At 72.9% G+C, this 18,503-nt stretch carries 15 protein-coding genes and 1 pseudogene; 11 read left to right on the top strand and 5 right to left on the bottom strand.

What is annotated here, in order from left to right; translation table 11 throughout:
• Positions 1-424: 424 nt before the first annotated feature.
• From I3V78_RS25195 to I3V78_RS25185, 3 genes and pseudogenes are all read right to left on the bottom strand, one after another.
• The gene (locus I3V78_RS25195; RefSeq protein ID WP_204490987.1) at positions 425-1,675 is read right to left on the bottom strand and encodes a hypothetical protein; all 1,251 of its coding nucleotides are present in this window, start codon (positions 1,673-1,675) and stop codon (positions 425-427) included.
• 251 nt (positions 1,676-1,926) lie between these two features.
• A pseudogene (locus I3V78_RS25190) lies at positions 1,927-2,049 on the bottom strand (LysR family transcriptional regulator); the annotation flags it as partial.
• Positions 2,050-2,113: 64 nt separating this feature from the next.
• Positions 2,114-2,755 carry a TetR/AcrR family transcriptional regulator C-terminal domain-containing protein gene (locus tag I3V78_RS25185; RefSeq protein WP_204490986.1) on the bottom strand — a complete coding sequence of 214 codons (642 nt, stop codon included), beginning with the start codon at positions 2,753-2,755 and terminating at the stop codon, positions 2,114-2,116.
• 79 nt (positions 2,756-2,834) lie between these two features.
• On the opposite strand from I3V78_RS25185, the gene I3V78_RS25180 reads away from it, so the two are divergent.
• From I3V78_RS25180 to I3V78_RS25170, 3 genes are all read left to right on the top strand, one after another.
• Positions 2,835-4,307 (top strand): FAD-dependent monooxygenase, encoded by a 1,473-nt coding sequence (locus tag I3V78_RS25180; protein WP_204490985.1) that lies wholly within the window; start codon positions 2,835-2,837, stop codon positions 4,305-4,307.
• 49 nt (positions 4,308-4,356) lie between these two features.
• On the top strand, positions 4,357-4,869 hold the full coding sequence (locus tag I3V78_RS25175; RefSeq protein ID WP_204490984.1) for an FxsA family protein: 513 nt from the start codon (positions 4,357-4,359) through the stop codon (positions 4,867-4,869).
• A 309-nt stretch (positions 4,870-5,178) separates the two neighbouring features.
• The gene (locus I3V78_RS25170; RefSeq protein WP_204490983.1) at positions 5,179-5,610 is read left to right on the top strand and encodes a nuclear transport factor 2 family protein; all 432 of its coding nucleotides are present in this window, start codon (positions 5,179-5,181) and stop codon (positions 5,608-5,610) included.
• Positions 5,611-5,671: 61 nt separating this feature from the next.
• Here the strand turns inward: I3V78_RS25170 and I3V78_RS25165 are convergent, their stop codons facing one another.
• Together I3V78_RS25165 and I3V78_RS25160 are read right to left on the bottom strand one after the other, a co-directional pair.
• On the bottom strand, positions 5,672-8,203 hold the full coding sequence (locus I3V78_RS25165; RefSeq protein ID WP_204490982.1) for an ABC transporter permease: 2,532 nt from the start codon (positions 8,201-8,203) through the stop codon (positions 5,672-5,674).
• On the bottom strand, positions 8,200-8,913 hold the full coding sequence (locus I3V78_RS25160) for an ABC transporter ATP-binding protein (RefSeq protein WP_204490981.1): 714 nt from the start codon (positions 8,911-8,913) through the stop codon (positions 8,200-8,202). The genes I3V78_RS25165 and I3V78_RS25160 overlap by 4 nt, the downstream gene beginning before the upstream one ends.
• Before the next feature lie 91 nt (positions 8,914-9,004).
• Here I3V78_RS25160 and I3V78_RS25155 point away from each other — a divergent pair, with 91 nt between their 5' ends.
• The 8 genes from I3V78_RS25155 to I3V78_RS25120 all read left to right on the top strand — a co-directional run bounded on the left by I3V78_RS25155 (position 9,005) and on the right by I3V78_RS25120 (position 18,414).
• On the top strand, positions 9,005-9,670 hold the full coding sequence (locus tag I3V78_RS25155; RefSeq protein ID WP_204490980.1) for an arylesterase: 666 nt from the start codon (positions 9,005-9,007) through the stop codon (positions 9,668-9,670).
• Between the two features lie 147 nt (positions 9,671-9,817).
• Positions 9,818-12,592 carry an AbfB domain-containing protein gene (locus tag I3V78_RS25150; RefSeq protein WP_204490979.1) on the top strand — a complete coding sequence of 925 codons (2,775 nt, stop codon included), beginning with the start codon at positions 9,818-9,820 and terminating at the stop codon, positions 12,590-12,592.
• Between the two features lie 69 nt (positions 12,593-12,661).
• A complete protein-coding gene (locus tag I3V78_RS25145) occupies positions 12,662-13,717 on the top strand; it encodes a hypothetical protein (RefSeq protein ID WP_204490978.1) in 1,056 nt (351 codons plus the stop codon).
• Positions 13,699-14,973 carry a hypothetical protein gene (locus I3V78_RS25140; protein ID WP_204490977.1) on the top strand — a complete coding sequence of 425 codons (1,275 nt, stop codon included), beginning with the start codon at positions 13,699-13,701 and terminating at the stop codon, positions 14,971-14,973. The genes I3V78_RS25145 and I3V78_RS25140 overlap by 19 nt, the downstream gene beginning before the upstream one ends.
• Positions 14,970-15,581 (top strand): methyltransferase family protein, encoded by a 612-nt coding sequence (locus tag I3V78_RS25135; RefSeq protein WP_204490976.1) that lies wholly within the window; start codon positions 14,970-14,972, stop codon positions 15,579-15,581. Before I3V78_RS25140 ends, I3V78_RS25135 begins: the two co-directional genes overlap by 4 nt.
• 6 nt (positions 15,582-15,587) lie before the next feature.
• The gene (locus I3V78_RS25130) at positions 15,588-16,568 is read left to right on the top strand and encodes a fatty acid desaturase family protein (protein WP_204490975.1); all 981 of its coding nucleotides are present in this window, start codon (positions 15,588-15,590) and stop codon (positions 16,566-16,568) included.
• Positions 16,565-17,794 (top strand): CapA family protein, encoded by a 1,230-nt coding sequence (locus I3V78_RS25125; protein ID WP_204490974.1) that lies wholly within the window; start codon positions 16,565-16,567, stop codon positions 17,792-17,794. The genes I3V78_RS25130 and I3V78_RS25125 overlap by 4 nt, the downstream gene beginning before the upstream one ends.
• Before the next feature lie 2 nt (positions 17,795-17,796).
• Positions 17,797-18,414 carry an iron-containing redox enzyme family protein gene (locus I3V78_RS25120; protein WP_204490973.1) on the top strand — a complete coding sequence of 206 codons (618 nt, stop codon included), beginning with the start codon at positions 17,797-17,799 and terminating at the stop codon, positions 18,412-18,414.
• Positions 18,415-18,503 lie beyond the last annotated feature (89 nt).

Raw genomic sequence — 18,503 nt, 5'->3', positions numbered from 1 at the left:
CGTCCGCGAAAGGTGAAGAAGAACAAACCACGGAACCGGGCAAGAGGGCATGCGGCAAGGCGACGCCAGCGTCGAGCGGCAGACGCGTGTAGTTACCCTGGCACAAAGGGAGCTGGACAGGAACGAAAGGCCGTGGCGAAACCAGCCAGCCAACGTCGCCAGAGGTGTCGCGGCGCGGAGTTGTCGCACAGCTTGAACCCCCTCGGCCAGAGCCTTGGACTGCAATGGTGCTTCGCGTTGGCGGTGGCGTGTGACGTCTTGAGTCCCGTGAAAACACAACGCGCTCGCTGCCAAGTGGTGGCCGCGAGCGCGTGGTACGACTCATGCGTGTACTGGGTTTACCCCAGGCGAGGGAGGCCCATCTCTTGGTGGAGCGGCCTACACGCCAGGGAAGCCGAGCGGCAACCCCTGGCGGACCACTCGCTCACCAGGGCAGGTGGCGCTGGATCCAGGACTGCTCGGGCTGCAGGGTCTGCCCGGGGACGGCCGCGCCCGTCGCGGCGGCGATGCCGGGGCGCAGACCGGCGGCGATGCCCGGCTTGATGTGGTGGCGCAGGTCGAGGGCGGCGTCCGCCTGGACGGAGGTGCCCACGCCGGCCGCGGCGTTCACGTTCGCCCCGGTCTTGAGGAAGCCGTTCTCGATGCCGAACTTGCCGCCCGCCTGGGCCGCCGCGCCGGCCACCGCGCCGCCGGTGATGGAGCCGTGCAGCCGACCCAGGTGACCGCCCGCCGTGCCGTACACGCCCGCCGTGGCGCCCGCGCCCACCTGGCCGGAGACCATGGCCGTGGCCGTGCGGGGATCCACCGTGGCCACACCCTCGGCGTAGGCCGAGGCGCCGGCCTTGGCCTCACCCTTCACGTAGCCGCCCACGTGGCGGTTGAAGTCGTGGTTGGCGCTCGCCGTGACGCCCACGCCCGTCTCCGCCTTGCCGGTGATCGCGGCCGTGTAGGCGTGGCTGTTGGTGTCGGCCGAGACGCCCGCCTGGGCCTGGCCCTTGAAGCTGGTGGCGTTGGCGGTGACCTGGCCGCTCGTCACGCCGAACCGGCCGGCGTGGGCGCCCTGCGCCTGGTAGGAGGCGCTGGGCCCCTGGATCTCGGTCTGGGCCGAGTAGTGGTGCTGCCCGTTGCCGCTGTAGGCCGTGGTGGAGGCCTGCGCCGAGCCGGTGCTGTTGCCGCTCACCGTGCCGCCGAAGACGTCCTTCGCGAAGGGCTTGCCCTGCTTGTCCAGGTACATGTTCGGCTGGGCCATCGGGGGCGCCGTGAGCTTGTTGTCACCACCGCTCACCGCCACGTCGCCCGCCGCGCCGGTGGTCTGCGACCAGGGGCTGTAGGTGGGGCCGCCCGCGGGCGCGCCGGGGTGCTTCACCGGGGCTCCCGCGGTGGCCGCGGGGGTGTTGGCGGCGCCGGGGGTGGCGGTCGCGCCGGGGGTCGTGGTGGCGGGAGAGGTCACCGCGGGGGACGTCGCGCCGGGGGTGGTGGGCCGCGTCGCGGGAGAGGTCGCGCCGGGGGTGGTGGGCCGCGCCGCGGGAGAGGTCGCCGCGGGGGTCGTGGGCCGCGCGGTGGGCGCCGACGTCGGGAGCGTGGAGGCGCGGGGAGGCGTGCTCGTCTGCGGCGTCTTGGGGGTGTTGGTGGGGAGGGTCGAGGAGCGGAAGGGGTTCGAGCGGATGCGGGCCATGGGAAGCTCCTTCAAGAGGTTCGGAGAGGGTGGGGTGCGGTGCGTTGCGGCGATGTCCTGACCTACTGCAGCCGCTGTGCCAGCCCTCGGAGCACCGGATGGAAACGGCGCCCTTCGTGGTTTCAAGGGGTTACGAAACGAGGGGGGCGCGAGGGGGGGCGCGGCGCGTGATGACTGCCGTCACCAGCCCGGGACCCCAGTCACCACGGTCCCTGGGACCGTTGTCACCAGGCCGGCGGGGACTTCACGGACGAGCCCACCACCACGAAGCGGAAGGACTCGGTGAGCCGCACCTGCACCATGTCCCGCTCGATGGCCTCGCTCAACCGCCCGCCCGCGTCGCAGCCCTCGGCCACGATGTCCACCAGGCGGTTCCAGGGCGGGCCCCGCGCTCTCCAGGAGCCGCCGGCCCGCGTCCGTCCTGGCTGCGCTACAAGGTCAAGCGCTGAGCGACAGGTCGGCGCGCAACCCGGTGACGAGCCGCTCGAGGCCGAAGGCGAACCGGGCCTCCAGGTCCTCGTCGAAGATGTCCGCGAGCGCGGCGAGGACGTGGGGAAACTGGCCGGGCGGGAAGGCCGCGAAGTGCTCGCGGCGCTCGTGGAACCGGGACGCCTCGGGATTCGAGCGGGGATCCAGCCCTTGCTCCTCCAGGGTGAAGCCGAGGACGTAATAGACGAGGGAGAAGCTGCCCCAGGCCGCCACACGCGAGCTGGCACCCGCGCGCCGCAGGGCGCCCATCATCGCCTCGCTCACGCGCAGCACGTTCTCCGTGACCACGTAGGTGCCCGCGAACACCCGCGCCCCGTCCCGACGCGAGCGCAGCGCCTGCCTCAGTTGGGCCGTCACGTCGCGCACGACCGCGTCCCACGGGGCCTTGGGGTCCACGCCGCGCGCCACGTCCTCCAGCAGCGCATCCGCCATCCCATCCAGCAGTGCCTGCTTGCTGGCGAAGTGCCAGTAGAGCGACGGCGCCTGGACCTCCAGCCGTTGCGCCAGCTTGCGCATCGTCACCCCCTCGATTCCCTCCTCGTCCAACAACGCCAACGCGGCCTGGACCGCCCGCTCCCGCTGGATGCGCATGACCGACCCTCGACTTGACGGTCTAAACTAACACCGTTAGGTTAATCTAACGCCGTTAGTTTCCAGGAGGAGGCCGGGCATGCGCAGCGAGGTGGATGTCGCCGTGGTGGGTGGAGGGCCGGTTGGCTGGATGGTGGCGTGTGAGCTGGCCCTGGGCGGGGTCCGGGTCTCGGTCCACGAGCGCCGGACGGAACGGGTGTCGCAGTCACGCGCCCTGACGCTGCATCCCCGCTCGTTGGAGATCCTGGCGCTGCGCGGGTTGGCGGACCGATTCCTCGCCCGGGGCCGGCCCCTGCCCTTGGGCCACTACGCCCAGCTGGACACCCGCCTGGACTTCTCCCCGCTCGACACGGCGTTTCCCTATACCCTGTTCATTCCCCAGTCCCAGACGGAGGCGCTCCTGGAGGAGCGCGCGCGGGAACTGGGCGTGGACATCCAGCGGGGCTGCCGGGTCACCGACCTGCGCGAGGACGCCGAGGGGGTGGACCTGGAGGGCACGCGCGAGGGGGGTGACACCTTCCAGGTGCGGGCCCGGTACGTGGTGGGCGCGGATGGGGCGCGCAGCGCCGTGCGGACCCTGGCCGGCATCGCGTTTCCGGGCACCCCCGCGACGCGGAGCATGATGCTAGGCGATGTCGTCCTCGCCACGCCTCCGGCCACGCCGGGCTGGAGCACGGTGACGGCCGCGGGCGGCATGATGCTGGCGCCGCTCGGCGATGGTCTGCACCACCGGCTGGTGGTGAATGATCCGCGCCGCGCGGGCGCGCCGCTCTCCGAGCCCGTGACGCTGGAGGAACTGGCCGGCTCCGTTCGCGCCATCGCGGACACGGACTTCGGGATGCACTCGCCGCGATGGTTGTCCCGCTTCGGAGACGAGACCCGGCTGGCCGCGACCTACCGCGCGGGCCGCGTCTTCCTGGCGGGGGACGCGGCCCACATCCACTTGCCCGCGGGTGGCCAGGGCCTCAACGTGGGCCTCCAGGACGCGATGAACCTGGGGTGGAAGCTGGCGGGGGTGTTGCGTGGACGCGCCCCGGACGCACTGCTCGACAGCTACCACCGCGAGCGCCACGGGGTGGGGGCGCGCCTCCTGCGCAACACCCTGAGCCAGACCGCGCTGCTCTCCGACTTCGGGCCCGCGGGATTGGCCCTGCGCGAGGCGGTCTCGGGCCTGCTCACGCTGCCCGAGGCCAATCGCAGGCTCGCCGAGCAGATCGCCGCCTTCGACGTGGCCTACGCCGGGTCGTTCCTGCCCGCGCCCCCCGGCGTGGAGGGGACGGGCGGACTCGTGGGGCGGCGGTTGCCCGAGCTGACGTTGCGAGGCCCGAGGGGGGAGGTCCGCTCCCTCTACGCCCTGATGCACGAGGGCAGGTGGCTGGTGCTCCAGCGCGAGTCCACGGCTCCGCGTCCCGCGCTGAGTTCCGCCTGGGCGGACTGGACGACCGTGGTGACCGCCGACGTCCCGGAGCGCGCCGGGGAGTGGGGGACGTGGTCCTCGCTGTGGGTGCGTCCCGATGGCCACGTGGGCTACGTGGACCGAGGGAGGGGCTGACGCGCATGAGGAGGGGGCGCGGGGCGCGGCCGGGGGTTAAATTGAGCGGATGCTCCGCTTCCTCATCTTCGCGCTCGTGTGCCTGCCCTTCGTGGAGCTCTACCTGCTGTGGCGCATCGGCCACGCGGTGGGCTGGGAGGCCGTGCTCGCCCTGGTCCTCGTCCCGGCGATGATCGGCTCGTGGCTGGCCCGCCGGGAGGGCACGCGGGTGTTGCGCCAGTGGCAGGCCGCCCTGGCCCGGCGCCAGGTGCCCGAGGAGGGGTTGCTGGGCGGGCTGCTCGTGCTCGTGGGCGGCGTGCTCCTGATGCTGCCCGGGGTGCTGTCGGACGCGGTGGGGCTCGTGCTGCTGCTGCCTCCCACGCGTCGGCTCGTGGCCCGGTGGGTGCGCCGCGAGGTCGAGCGCCGCATCGCCACGGGCTCGGTGCGGGTGGTGTCCTTCTCCACGACGCGGATTCCGGACGAGCCAGCGGCCCCGCCGGCCTCGCCTCCGCGCGGGCGGCTCGGGCCGCGCACCGAGGGCGAGGTGGACGCCGAGTTCACCGAGACCGACAAGCCCAGCTGAAGCCCGCGCGGTGTCCGCTGGCCCACAGTCTCCGGGCGCCTGGCTCATGCGCGCTCTGCGGCCCGCCCAGGGGCTCCGCATCTTCGCGGCATGTTCTTCTTCTTCTCCAACAAGTTCGGCGTGCTGGGGTCCATCCTCATTTCGATCGCCCTGTCGGCGCTGCTCTACCTGATCTTCTTCGCGCGCTGAGCGGGGGCGTCCCGCGTCTGTGACTGCGTGGCACAAGAGCTGTGCTACGGGGCCTCCTGGTCCGCGCGGGTCGGGGACGGCATGGTGGCGGCCTCTCGTCACTCCTCACGGAGAAGCCCCATGCCCACGACCCTCTCGCGCGCGCTCCTCAGCGTGCTCGCCGCCACCCTCCTCGCCTCGTCGTCCCACGCCGCGCCCCCGAGCACCCAGGAGGTCTGGCGCCACCACATCCAGGCCTGGGAGGCGCGGGACCTCGCGGCCATCACCGCGGACTACACGGATGGCTCCGTGCTGATCCTCAACAACCAGACCTTTCGGGGCAAGGCGGCCATCACGAGCGTCTTCCGGCAACTGTTCCAGCTCTTCGACCAGGGCCAGAACGTCGTGGACACGCCGACCGTGGACGGCCGCACCGTCTACATCACCTGGCACTTCACGCCGAAGGGGGAGGGCACGTTCTTCGGCAGTGACTCCTTCGTGGTCGAGAAGGGGAAGATCCAGATCCAGACCATCGCCTCGGAGCTGTACCTCGGTCATCCCATCCAGCCGTGACGCGGGTGGGGGCGCCCCTCGCGCCCCGTGGATCCAGGTCGAGGGGACGGGCGGCGTCCCCTCAGCCCTGCAGCTCCCGCAGGGTCACCGAGGGCGGGGTGTCCAGCACGCGCCGGGTGGCGAACAGGCCCGCGCCGACCGCCGCCAGCACCCCCAGCCCGCCGCCCACGCCCACCAGCCGCCAGTCCGGCGCCCAGGGCAGGTTGAAGACCTGGGTGGCGATGACGCCGGCCAGCACGGAGGCGGCCACCGACGCGGTGAGGCCGGACAAGAGACCGATGGCCGCGAACTCCGAGGCCTGCGCGAGCCGCAACTGTCGGCGACTGCCGCCCAGCACCCGCATGACGCCGCCTTCCAGCAGGCGCTCGTCCTGACTGGCGCTGACCGCCGCCATCAACACCAGCAGGCCCGCGAGCAGGGAGAAGTAGAACACCACCTCCACCACGGTGGAGACCTGATCCGCGATGGCGCGCACCTGCTTGAGCAGCGCATCCACCTCCACCACCGAGAGGTTGGGGAAGCGCGCCACCAGCTGCGCGGTGAAGCGCGTGCGCTCGGGGGGCACGCGCACCGCGGTGATGTAGCTGGCCGCGTAGCCCTCGAGCGCGCCCGGCGACACCAGGACGATGAAGTTCGTCCGGAAGCTCTCCCACTCCACCTCGCGCAGGCTGGTGACGGTGCCCTCGAGCCGCTGGCCCGCGATGTCGAAGGCCACGCGGTCCCCGAGCTTCCAGCCCATGTTGCCGGCGAAGCCTTCTTCCACCGAGAACTCCGGCGTCTCCGGGCGCCGCTCACCCCAGAAGGCCCCCGAGGTGATGCGGTTGTCCTCGCGCAGCGTGTCGGCGCTGGAGAGGTTGTACTCGCGGTCCCTGCGCCGCTGGCCGGAGCGCTCCTCCTCGGTGGTGCCCGGCGGCGTCTCGGCGGGCACTGTCTTCACCGGCTCGCCGTTGTGCGCCACCAGCCGGGCCCGCACCATGGGGGAGAGCACGGGGGCGGGCAGCCCCTGCTCGACCATGAACGCACGGACGGCCTCCTGCTGGCCTTCCTGCAAGTTCACGATGAACCGGTTGGGGGCGTCCTGGGCGATCGCCGTCTGCCAGCGATCGAGCAGGTCGGTGCGCACGAAGGTGAGCAGCAGCAGCGCCATCAGCCCCAGGCCGAGCGCGGACACCTGGGCGACGCTGGTGGCCGCGCGCCGGCTCACGTTGGCCAGGCCGTAGCGCAGGCTCCCGCGCAGCCGCGAGCGCACCCGCCGCACGACGTGGATGAGCCCCCACGCCAGGCCGGCCAGCACCCCCAGCGTGACGAGGATGCCCAGCAACATCACCAGCGCCAGCTTCGCCGAGCCGGCCTTCCACCAGAGCAGCGCGGCCAGTCCCACCACGCCCAGGAATCCCACCAGCCAGGCGCTGGGCTCGGTCCGGTCGAGATCCCGGCGCAACACGCGCAGCGCGGGCACCCGGCGCAGCGCGAGGATGGGGGGCGCGCCGAAGGTCAGCAGCACCACGAGGCCCACCCCGTACCCCTGCACCGCGGGTACCCAGCCCGCCGCCGGGATGTTCAGCTTGAGCGTCTGGGCGAGCCACTCGCCCACCACCCACTGCATCCCGAAGGCGAGCAGGACCCCCAGGGAGCTCGCGAGGAGGCCCACCAGGAGCAATTCGCCGCCGTGGGTGGCCACCAGCGTGCGCTGGCTCGCGCCCAGACACCGCATCACCGCGGTGCTCGACAGGTGCCGCTCGCTGTGCCGACGCGCCGCCATGGCCACCGCCACCGACGCCAGCACCACCGACACCAACGCCGCGAGACTCAAGAAGCGATCCGCCCGCTCCAGCGCCGAGCGCATCTCCGGACGCGCGTCCATCACCGTCTCCAGGCGCTGGCCCCGGACGAGCCCCGCCCGCGCGGTGCGCACGAAGCGCTCCACCGCGTCGGGCTCTCCGGCGACCACCAGGCGGTAGCGCAGCCGGCTGCCCTCTTGAATCAGTCCCGTCGCGGGCAGGTCGGCGAGGTTGAGCAACACCCGGGGCGCGATGTTGAAGGCGTTGAGGGAGGTGTCCGGCTCCTGCACCACCAGCGCGGCGAGCTTCAGCTGGGACTCGCCCAGACCAATCATGTCCCCCAGCCGGGCGTCCAGCGCGTCCGCCCCCGCGCGGCTCATCCACACGGTGCCCCGCTCGGGAATACTCGGGGCCTCGAGCTCGGGGCCGCCCACCGTCCGCACGATGCGGAAGTGGCCGCGCAGGGGATAGCCCTCACCGAGCGCCCGGAGCTCGCCGAGCTGGAGCCGCTCGTCGTCCGCGTCGCCGACCCGGATCATGCTGGTCAGCTCCCACGTCTCCGTCTTCTTCAGTCCGGGGGCGCGCGCCGCCTCGTGCACGGACTCCCCGAGGGGCGAGTCCCCCTGCGCCACCGCGTCCCCGCCGAGCAGCCGGTTGGCCTCCAGGGCGAGCGCGCGCTCGGCGCGGTCGGTGACGAAGCCGATGGCCGTCACGGCCAGCACGGCGAGCACCAGGGCGGCCAGGAGGATGCGCAGCTCCCCGGCGGCGAAGTCGCGGCGCAGCTGGCGCCAGGCCATGGAGAGCAGCCTCATGACGCGTGCGGCTCCCCAGCCACCAGACGGCCCCCGTCGAGCCGCAGCCGCCGTCCACAGCGCGCCGCGAGGCGCTCGTCATGGGTGACGAGCACCAGGGTCGTCCCGGCTTCCGCGTTGAGGGAGAAGAGCAGCTCGACGATGGCCTGGCCCGTGCGGGTGTCGAGGTTGCCCGTGGGCTCGTCGGCGAAGAGCACCGCCGGCCGGGTGACGAAGGCGCGCGCCAGGGCCACGCGCTGCTGCTCACCGCCGGACAGCTGGCGCGGGTAGTGGCCCAGCCGCTCCCCGAGCCCCACCTTGTCGAGGATGGCCCGGGCGGGCGTCTGCACGTCCGCGTCGCCGCGCAGCTCCAGCGGCAGCATCACGTTCTCCAGCGCCGTCAAGGACGGCAGCAGCTGGAAGCTCTGGAAGACGAAGCCCACCTTCTCGCCGCGCACGCGCGCCCGGCCGTCCTCGTCCAGCGAGGACAGGGGCGCGCCGTCCAGCAGCACGCTGCCGGAGCTGGGCGTGTCCAGCCCGGCCAGCAGCGACAGCAGGGTGCTCTTGCCCGAGCCGGAGGCGCCGATGATGGCCACGGTGTCGCCATGGGCGATGGAGAAGCCCACGCCGTCGAGGATGGTGAGCGCGCCGGAGGGCAGGGGGACGCGTCGGCCCAGGTCGGTCACCTGGAGGGCCCACCGCTGGGGGTCGGGCTGGATTTGGGGGTGCATCGCGCGGTCGTGGGGCATATGGGAGTCTGGGTCAGGGGCGCGTCTGCTCGCGGAGCGGGCTTGTAACGGCGGCCCCGAGGAGATGCAGCGAATGAATCGAGACTACATGAGGCAGCGCACCGGGATCGCCCGCATGTTCGGTCAGCTCGCGGTGACCCTGGCGGTGGGCCTGGCCGTGGTGGGCGCGACGTCCGCGCGGGCCGCCCCCCCGCGCACGGTGCTGGTGATGGGCGACTCCCTGTCCGCCGCCTACGGGATCGCCCCGGAGGAGGGGTGGGTGGCGCTGACGGCCGCGCGGGTGGCCCAGGAGGCGCCGGGCTGGCGGGTGGTGAACGCCAGCGTCAGCGGGGAGACCACGGCGGGCGGCGCCGCGCGCATCGAGGGCGAGCTCAAGCGCAACCAGCCGGAGGTGGTGGTCATCGAGCTGGGGGGCAACGACGGCCTGCGGGGCCTGCCGCTCAAGCAGACCCGGGCGAACCTGGAGAAGATGGTGAGCGCGGCCAAGGCCGCGGGCGCCCGGGTGTTGATCGTGGGCATGCGCATGCCGCCCAACCTGGGCAAGGCCTACACAGAGGGCTTCGCGGCCAACTTCCGGACCGTGGCCGAGGCGCAGAAGGTGTCCCTGCTGCCATTCTTCCTGGAGCCCATCGCCACGGACCGGGCCGCCTTCCAGCCGGACAACATCCACCCCGTCGCCGCGGCGCAGCCCAAGCTGCGCGACCATGTCTGGCCGGCGCTGGCCGCGCTGCTGAAGTGAACGGCCCCGGTGCCCTTCTCCCACGGGAGCTGACACCGCGGTCTCATCTCCTTGATTTCCTGGAAATTCAGCTAAAAATCGTCTAGAGAGGGTTTCCACCGAACCGAGCGCCGAGACACTTCTCGCACCGGCTTCGTGGAGACCCCCATGATTCGACTCCCTGGCTTCACGCGAAGGCGCCGTGCCGTCTCACGGCTGCTGCCCTTGTTCTGCGCCCTGTTGTCGCTCCCGAGCGCGCAGGCGGCCTGGTCCCTCAAGGCCCCACCCCTGACCACCCAGTGGACCTCGCAGGTGTCCCCCACCAACGCGCTGCCGGAGTACCCCCGGCCGCAGCTGGTGCGCACCGACTGGCTCAACCTCAACGGCGAGTGGCAGTTCGGCAACGCCACCGCGGGCCAGACGCCGCCCTTCGGGCAGACCCTCGCCGAGAGCGTGCTCGTCCCTTATCCGATCGAGTCGGGCCTCTCCGGCATCAAGCGGCACCAGGACCGCATGTGGTACCGCCGCACCTTCACCGTGCCCTCGGGCTGGAGCGGTCGGCGCGTGCAGTTGAACTTCGGCGCCGTGGACTGGGAGGCCAACGTCTACGTCAACCGCCAGCTCGTGGGCACGCACAAGGGCGGCTTCGACGGCTTCAGCTTCGACGTCACCCCGTACCTCAACGGCGGCGCCAACGAGCTCATCGTCGGCGTGTATGACCCGACGGACGCGGGCGGCCAGCCCGTGGGCAAGCAGACCAACAACCCCCAGGGGATCGAGTACACGGGCGCCTCGGGCATCTGGCAGACGGTGTGGCTGGAGCCCACGGCCTCGGCGCGCATCACGCGGCTGGACATGACGCCGGACGTGCCCGGGGGCGCGCTGCGCCTCACGGTGCGGGGCGAGGGCCTGTCCGGCCAGACAGTGGAGGCGGTGGCCTTCGACGGCTCGACCCAGGTGGCCAGCATCACGGGCGGCGTGGGCGCGGAGATCCGCCTCCCGGTGCCCAACGCCAAGCTGTGGAGCCCCGACAGCCCGTTCCTGTACGACCTGCGCGTGTCCCTCAAGAGCGGCGGCACGGTGGTGGACCAGGTGACGAGCTACTTCGGCATGCGCTCCATCGGCCTCAAGCTGGTGGGCGGCGTGCCGCGTCCGGTGCTCAACGGCCAGTTCGTCTTCCATGTGGGCACGTTGGACCAGGGCTACTGGCCGGACGGCGTGTACACCGCGCCCACGGACGCGGCGCTCAAGTTCGACATCCAGAAGCACAAGGATCTGGGCTTCAACATGATCCGCAAGCACATCAAGGTGGAGCCCCAGCGCTGGTTCTACTGGGCGGACAAGCTGGGCCTGCTCGTGTGGCAGGACATGCCGTGCATGGACTCGGGCAAGACGCCCACCGCCGCGGCGCGCACCCAGTTCGAGCTGGAGATGCGCGAGATGTTCGACGAGCACCTCAGCTCGCCTTCGATCGTCGTCTGGGTCATCCAGAACGAGGGCTGGGGCCAGTACGACCAGGCCCGCCTGGCCGACCTGGCCAAGAGCTGGGATCCGAGCCGGCTCGTGGACAACATGAGTGGCATCAACTGCTGTGGCGCCGTGGACGGAGGCAACGGCGACTTCGCCGACTGGCACGTCTACGTGGGCCCGGGGTCCCCGCCCGCCTCGGCCACGCGCGCCGCGGTGCTGGGCGAGTTCGGCGGCCTGGGCCTGAAGATCGACGGCCACTACTGGAGCCCCAATGGTCAGGTCTTCGTCTACGAGATGCTGCCCGACAGCGCGACGCTCACCAGCCGTTTCGTGGCGATGGTGCAGGGCCTGCAGACGCTGATGAACCGGCCGGGCCTCAACGCCTCCGTCTACACGGAGATCACCGACGTGGAGGGCGAGCTCAACGGCCTGTTCACCTATGACCGCGCCATCCTCAAGGTGGACGCGGCCCAGGTGCGCACCGCCCACCAGAACCTCATCGCCGCCTCCAAGGCGCTCAACGGCCAGGGCCTCCTGGGCGCGGGCGCGCACCGCTCGCTGCAGGTGATGTCGCCGGGCTACACCAATCGCTACCTGCGCCACATCGAGAGCCTGGGCGTCACCGAGGCCGTGGACAGCGGCTCCAACGGCACGCTCAAGCAGGACACGACGTTCCGCATCGTCCCCGGCCTGGCGGACGCGTCCTGCTACTCCTTCGAGCCGCGCAACTTCCCCGGCAGCTACCTGCGCCACTTCAACAGCCGCATCCGCCGGGACGCGCGCGATGGCTCGGCGCTCTTCGACCAGGACGCCACCTTCTGCGCCCGCGCGGCGCTCGACGGCTCCCCCACGGGAGTGTCCTTCGAGGCCCGGAACAAGCCCGGCGCCTACCTGCGCCACCGCAACAGCGAGGTCTGGGTGGACGCGCTGGAGAACACCACGGGCTTCCGTCAGGACGCCACGTGGGGCATCGGCGCGCCCTGGTGGCGCAGCGAGGCGAACGCGCCCCAGGGCTCGTTCCAGTCCCTCCAGGTGACGACGTCGGGCTACACCAACCGCTACCTGCGCCACATCGACGGGGCGGCCAAGACCGAGGTGGTGGATGGGGGCAGCGCGGCCGTGCTCAAGCAGGACGCGACGTTCAAGCTCGTGGCCGGTCTGGCCGACTCGAGCTGCTACTCCTTCGAGTCGAGGAACTACCCGGGCCAGTACCTGCGCCACTTCAACAGCCGCGTGCGCCGGGACGCCAGCGATGGCTCCACGGTCTTCGCGCAGGACGCCACCTTCTGCGCCCGGCCGGGCCTCTCGGGCGGCGGGGGGGTCTCGTTCGAGTCCTACAACTTCCCCGGCAAGTACCTGCGGCACTACGCGTCCGAGGTGTGGATCGCGGCGGGGTTCGGCAAGGACTGGGACTCGGGCAGCGGCTTCAACGCGGACGCGACCTGGAATGTCGTGGCCCCGTGGGCGCCCTGAGCTGACGTGACGTGATCGGAAGGAGGGGGGGCATCCCGGCGGGCCCTGTTGGTACATTGCGAACACGCCATGTGCCAGGATCGCGCCGCCCCCCTTTTCGACGGCCTTCGCGCCGCCCCGCCCAGCGAGCACACCCGCTGGCTGACGGAGCCCGATGAGCCCGCGCTGCGCGAGCTGCTCCACGCGCGCTACGCCGGGAGCTACGCCTACCGCTTCCTCCATGAGCCGGGAGGGGCCTCGCGGCTCTGGAGGGATGGCGCGCTGCTCAGCCTGGGGGAGTTCGACGCCCAGGGCACGCTCCTCTGGCACACGGGGCTGTGGTGCACGCCGGGGCGGGACTCCCTGGACTCGGGGCTCTCCCTGGCGCTGCCGAGCCGGCGCACCGCCATGGACCGCGCCGAGCACGCGCGGCTGTGGAGCCACCTCCTCGAGCGGCTCGCGGCGCGCGTGGGCTTCCTGCACCAGCAGACGTCCACGCTGCACCTCATGGCGCAGCGCTACGCGTCGCGCTTCATGCGGGCCGTGCCGGTGGGCCTCCTCGTCGACTACACCGAGGGGGAGACGCTGGTGGGGGTGGAGGGCTCGGGCCTGCCGATGCAGGCGCTGGCGATGACGACGGTGCTCGCGCCGCCGCCTCCGCGCCGGCGCTTCCTGCCCGCGGGGCCGTGGGGGGAGTGGCTCGCGTCCCTTGTCGCCGCCGCGGGCCTGCCGGGGACGGTGGAGCTGACGCCGCTGGAGCGCCGCCCCCACGCCGGGGGCCTCGGGGTGCGCCCGCTCGACTGGAACGCGTCCCTGCGGCTCGAACGGCGGGAGCTGGTGGCGTCCGCCGGGGAAGGGCAGGGGGCCCCGGCGCTCTCGCTCCCGTCCCCGCGGGCGCGCGTGGACCTCGTCCACCTGTCCATGGGCGAGCCCCAACGGGTGGCCGAGGCCACGCCCGTGCTCCTCGCGGCGGGCTACCTGCCGACGGGCCTGCGCCCGCGCCTGGACGCGCCCGACGACATCGTCTTCCAATACCTGCCGGCGCCGGAGCGGGCGCGCGAGGCGGTGGGGCGGGCGCGGCTGGACGGCGAGGCGGCCCGGGCCCTGTGGAGCGGATGGATGGAGCGATGCGCGCGAACTTCGTAGACACGCTCCTCGCGCGGCTGGACGGCGAGGTGGCCACCATCTGGGCCACGGTGCTGCTGCGCATCGACGCGCGGCCCGACGGGGCGCGGCTGCGCGGGGCCTTGCGCGCCCTGGTGCGCGAGAGCGAGCGCCTCCAGGTGGCCTGGGACGACGCGCGGGGGGCGTGGGTGCCCGCGCCGCGCACGGACGCGGCGGTGGACGCGGTCCTCCTGGAAGGCGCCGAGCCGCTGGACGAGCCCGAGGCGGTGACGCGGGTCATCAACACCCGGGTGGACCTGGCGAGGGACGTGCCGCTGCGGCTGCACCTGCACCCCCTGGCCGATGGCGCGCCGGGCCCGTGGCTGCTCGCCGTCCAGCTCCACCACGCGATCGGGGACGCCAAGGCGCTCGCCCACCTGCTGGAGCGGCTGTGGCTGCACTGCGCGGGGCGCGCGTCGGAGTCGCCCCCCCTGGGCCCCTCGGCGCTGACGGATGGCGCGGTGCTGCGCGCGGCGCTGCGCGGGCCGGGCCCGGTGCTGGGCCTCGCGAGCCCCCGCCGCCGGCTCCTCGCCCCGCGGGGCCTGGGCCTGGGCCGCAGTGGAGACACCGCGGGCCGCGCGTTGATGGCGACGGCGCGCCTGACCCTCCCGGTGGGCCGCACGGACGTCCAGGCCTCGGAGGTCTTCTTCGCCGCGCTGCTGGCGGGCGTCGCGTTGCGCGAGCCCACGCGGGACGGACTCATCCGCCTGCGGGTGCCGGTGGACCTGCGGCGCATGCTGGGGCTGGGGCGGATGCTGGGCAACGGCTGCTCGACGGTGCCGCTGGAGCTTCCCCTGCGGGAGGTCCGTGCCCGGCTGGAGGACGCGCCCGCCCTGGCGGCGCTGGTGCGCGAGGCGCTGCGGCGCGTGCTCGACGAGGGCGTGCACTGGACGACGGCGCTGGAGTGCCTGGCGGTGGCGCGGCTCGCCCCGGGGTCCGTGCTGCGGCGCAACGCGCGTCCCGGGCTGGTGGCCGAGCCCCGCACCAACACGCTGGTGGCGACCTACCTGGGGCGGCTCGACACGCACTTCGTGGACGCGCCCTTCCGCGTCCACTCCCTGCGCAGCCACACGGCCACCTGGGGCGCGACGGGCCTGGGTTTTGGCGACACGCTCAGCATCAACACGGCGACGTTCGAGGGACTGTGGACCCGGGACGAGCTGCGCGACTTCACCGAGCGGCTCGCGGGCTGGGCGTCCTCGGGCTTCGGGATTCTGGCGGAGGTGGTGGGACCATGAAGGGGCTTCACGACGCGCCCATGCTGTACCTGGGCTTCATCTCGCTGCACCTGCTGCTGGGGCACCTGGGCGCCAGCCTCGTCTACCGCCTGCGCTTCGGCCGCGGCCCGCTGGCCTACCGGCGCACCGGGGCCGACCCGGTCCACACGCGCCTCATGCGGCACATCAGCGGCGCCTCGGCGGTGTGGGCGGGCTCGGTGGTGGCGGCGGCGCTCTGGCCGCGCTGGTCCGAGCTGCCCTGGGGCCGGCCCCTGCTGACCCTTCCGCCGGAGGTGGGCTGGGCGCTGAGCGTGCTCGGGCTGGTGGGCATGCTGGCGGCGCAGTACGGCATGGGCGCGACGTTCCGCATCGGCGTGGACGCGGGGGATGACGCGCCCGTGCTGCACGCGGGCGGACTCCACCGCCGCTCGCGCAACCCCATCTACGTCTTCTCCTACCTGTACCTCGTGGGCTCCTCGCTCTGGGCTCCGTCGTTGGTGACGCTCGGGTCGTGCGCGGTGCTGGGGGGGCTGTTCCACGGGATGGTGCTCCAGGAGGAGCGCTACCTCTCCGCCCGCCTCGGCGAGGCCTACGCGCGCTACCGCCAGCGCGTTCCCCGCTACCTCTGAGGCCCCATGCCGCCCGCCCTCGCCCCCGTCTCCGCTCCACCCGCTGCCCCCGCCGGGCCGGGCCCCTCCCGCGACGAGCTGGTGGAGCTGCTGCGCATCCGCCCCGCGCGGGCCCTGGGCATGGCGGCCCTGCACCTGGGCGTGTGGGGGCTGGCCGGGGTGGGGCTCGCGCACGTCAGCGGCTTCTGGCTGAAGCTGCCCTTGTGGTTGCTGGCGGCCCAGGGCGTCATGGGGCTCATCCAGCTCGCCCACGACGCGTGGCACGACACGCTCTTCCCGCGACCCTGGCAGAACCGCCTCTTCGGCAATGGGCTCAGCCTGCTCGTGGGCATCGCCTACGAGCCGATGCGGCACGGCCACCTCGCGCACCACCGCTGGAACCGCACCGAGAAGGACCCCGACGCCTACAACGCGGGCCGCCGCTCGCCCGGGCTGTGGGCCCTCTTCTACGCCACCGTGCTGCTGGGCCTGCCGCTCAGCCTCGTCTACTTCAACGTCCTCTACCCGGTGCAGCACTTCGACGCCGCCCGCCTGCGCCGCCATGCGCTCGTGCTGCTCGGCTACGGGGCCTTCTACGCGCTGCTCTTCTGGTTGCTGGCGGACCACGGGCTGATCGGGAGCGCGGTGGAGTGCTGGCTGCTGCCGGTGCTCTTCGCCAGCCCCCTCAACGGGCTCAAGTCCATCGCCGACCACCACGCCAACGTCTGGCGCGGCGACCGCTTCCACACCGCGACGACGGTGCGCGGCACCCGGCTCGTCACCTTCCTGTGGAACGGCCTCAACCACCACCTGGACCACCACCTCTACCCGCGGGTGCCCGGCTACAACCTCGCGCGGCTGCACGCGCGCCTGCGCCCCGAGCTGCTCGCGCGCGGGGCCCCCGTCTTCGACAGCTACCTGCACGTCATGTGGCACGCCCTCCGGGCGGGCCCCTTGGTGGTGGAGGACGACGTGCGACTCGTCACCCTGGAGCGCAAGCGCCCATGAACGCCCTGCGTCGGCTGTACGCGGACATCCGCTACGAGGACGGCCGCTGGCCGCTGTCCCGGTGGGACCTCAACCTGCGCTACCTCACCAAGAGCCTCCTGCACGTGCCGGAGCCGCGCTCGGCCGAGACCCGGGAGCACTTCGCGCGCGTCGCCCGGCACCTCGCCTCGGGGAGCTGGCGGCACGCGGGCGCGCCGGAGCTCCGGCTGAGCGCGGTGGGCGACATGATGTGGATTCGCAGCGGCTTCCACCGTGCGCTCTCTCCCGGCGTCCGGGAGGTGATGGCGGGGGACGCGGTGGCCTTCGCCAACCTGGAGACGCCAGTGGACCCGGCGCGGCCCGTGCCCCGGCTCGTCTACGAGACGTTCCACTACAACGCCCCGCCGGACTACCTCGCGGCCTGGGAGGGCACGGCGCGCCACCGCGTCTTCTCCCTCTGCAACAACCACGCGCTCGACCAGGGCGCCGAGGGGCTGGCGCGGACCCGGGAGACGGTGCTGGCCTCCTCCCGGCACCGCTGCGTGGGAGGCCCCCGGCCGGAGGACGCGGTGGCCGCCCTGGAGGTGGACGGGGTGCGCATGGGCATCGCCGCCGTGACGTATGACATCAACCACCGGGAGGGGGCGCCGCCCGCCGGGGTGCCGGTGACGCGGCTGGGCAGCCCCCTGCACGCGCCGGACTGGGAGCGGCTGGGCGCGCTCATCGACGCCGCGCGCGCGGTGGGGCCGGACCTGGTGGTGCTGATGCCGCACTGGGGCTTCGAGTACGAGTCCTGGCCCGAGCCCCTCCAGCGCGCGCACGCCTACCGGCTCCTCGAGCGCGGGGCGGACGTCCTCCTGGGCGCCTCGCCGCATGTGCTCCAGCCGGTGGAGTGGGTGTCCATCGACGGCGCGGACGCCACCTGCCCCACGCAGGTGCGCCGGGGCGGGCCCGCGCGGATGGGGCTCATCGCGTACTCGCTGGGCAACTTCCTGAGCATCATGCCCACGCGGGCGTGCCAGACGGGGGCCGTGCTGAAGCTCGCGCTCGCCCGGGACGCGCGGGGCGTGCTCCAGCCGGTGGACGTGCGCGCGGTGCCCACCGCCTGTGGACGGGGACTCGGAGGGGAGGGGTGGCTCGACGCGGGCGTGGTGCGCCTGGACGAGCTGTCCCCTCAGCGGGCGGCGCCGCACCTCGCGCATGCCCGGCGGACGTTGGGCGCGCTGCTGTCGGATTGGAGGGACTGAGGATGGCGTCGATCGAGGACCAGTTGGAGGCGCTCACCGTGGGGATGGCGCGCCAGGTCGCGAGCTGGCTGCCGGAGGTGACGCCCGAGCGCTACGTGGCGTTCCTCGACATGATGTTCCACTACACGCGGCGCAGCGGAGACCGGCTGCGGCTCGCGGCCGAGCGCGCCACGCGGCCCGAGCTGAAGGCCTTCTTCGCGGAGCTGGCGGGGGACGAGCAGTCGCACTACCTGCTGGCCCAGGCGGACCTGGCGGCCTTCGGGCGCGAACCCTCGTCCGACACGCCTCGCGAGGTGGCCGACTTCCACGCCTTCTGGGAGGGAATCGGGCCGGAGCGGCAGCTCGCCTTCCTGGGCGCGCTGCGCGTGCTGGAGGGCGTGGCGCGGCACCTGGGAGGCGAGGCCCGCCAGGGGCTGGGGCGGCTCGGGCTGGAGCGGACGCAGGCGCGCTTCCTCCTCGTCCACCTCGACGTGGATCTGGAGCACGGCGCGCGGGCCCAGGCGCTCTGCGAGGCGCTGGGGGCGGGGCACCCGGAGCCGCTGCTCGACGGGGCCCGGCGGGCCGCCGACTTCTGGGTGGCCATCCACCGCGCGGCGCTGGTCGGCGAGGCACGGCCCTGAGCGGGCGCCTCGGCGCACGGAGAGGACGCGGCGCTCCTCGTGGAAGATGCTCGCGGTGCAGCCACTTGCCAAGGCAGGCCTCGGTGGTA

Origin of the sequence: Archangium primigenium (assembly GCF_016904885.1) — a bacterium.
In the GTDB taxonomy this organism is placed as follows: Bacteria; Myxococcota; Myxococcia; order Myxococcales; family Myxococcaceae; genus Cystobacter; species Cystobacter primigenius.
This window is presented reverse-complemented; position numbering and strand designations above follow the sequence as displayed.

Coding starts and splice junctions, on each gene's coding strand:
- I3V78_RS25160 (WP_204490981.1), bottom strand. CDS start 8,913: ATGCACCCCCAAATCCAGCCCGACCCCCAGCGGTGGGCCCTCCAGGTG.
- I3V78_RS25185 (WP_204490986.1), bottom strand. CDS start 2,755: ATGCGCATCCAGCGGGAGCGGGCGGTCCAGGCCGCGTTGGCGTTGTTG.
- I3V78_RS25145 (WP_204490978.1), top strand. CDS start 12,662: ATGTGCCAGGATCGCGCCGCCCCCCTTTTCGACGGCCTTCGCGCCGCC.
- I3V78_RS25130 (WP_204490975.1), top strand. CDS start 15,588: ATGCCGCCCGCCCTCGCCCCCGTCTCCGCTCCACCCGCTGCCCCCGCC.
- I3V78_RS25135 (WP_204490976.1), top strand. CDS start 14,970: ATGAAGGGGCTTCACGACGCGCCCATGCTGTACCTGGGCTTCATCTCG.
- I3V78_RS25175 (WP_204490984.1), top strand. CDS start 4,357: ATGCTCCGCTTCCTCATCTTCGCGCTCGTGTGCCTGCCCTTCGTGGAG.
- I3V78_RS25140 (WP_204490977.1), top strand. CDS start 13,699: ATGCGCGCGAACTTCGTAGACACGCTCCTCGCGCGGCTGGACGGCGAG.
- I3V78_RS25170 (WP_204490983.1), top strand. CDS start 5,179: ATGCCCACGACCCTCTCGCGCGCGCTCCTCAGCGTGCTCGCCGCCACC.
- I3V78_RS25155 (WP_204490980.1), top strand. CDS start 9,005: ATGAATCGAGACTACATGAGGCAGCGCACCGGGATCGCCCGCATGTTC.
- I3V78_RS25120 (WP_204490973.1), top strand. CDS start 17,797: ATGGCGTCGATCGAGGACCAGTTGGAGGCGCTCACCGTGGGGATGGCG.
- I3V78_RS25195 (WP_204490987.1), bottom strand. CDS start 1,675: ATGGCCCGCATCCGCTCGAACCCCTTCCGCTCCTCGACCCTCCCCACC.
- I3V78_RS25150 (WP_204490979.1), top strand. CDS start 9,818: ATGATTCGACTCCCTGGCTTCACGCGAAGGCGCCGTGCCGTCTCACGG.
- I3V78_RS25165 (WP_204490982.1), bottom strand. CDS start 8,203: ATGAGGCTGCTCTCCATGGCCTGGCGCCAGCTGCGCCGCGACTTCGCC.
- I3V78_RS25125 (WP_204490974.1), top strand. CDS start 16,565: ATGAACGCCCTGCGTCGGCTGTACGCGGACATCCGCTACGAGGACGGC.
- I3V78_RS25180 (WP_204490985.1), top strand. CDS start 2,835: ATGCGCAGCGAGGTGGATGTCGCCGTGGTGGGTGGAGGGCCGGTTGGC.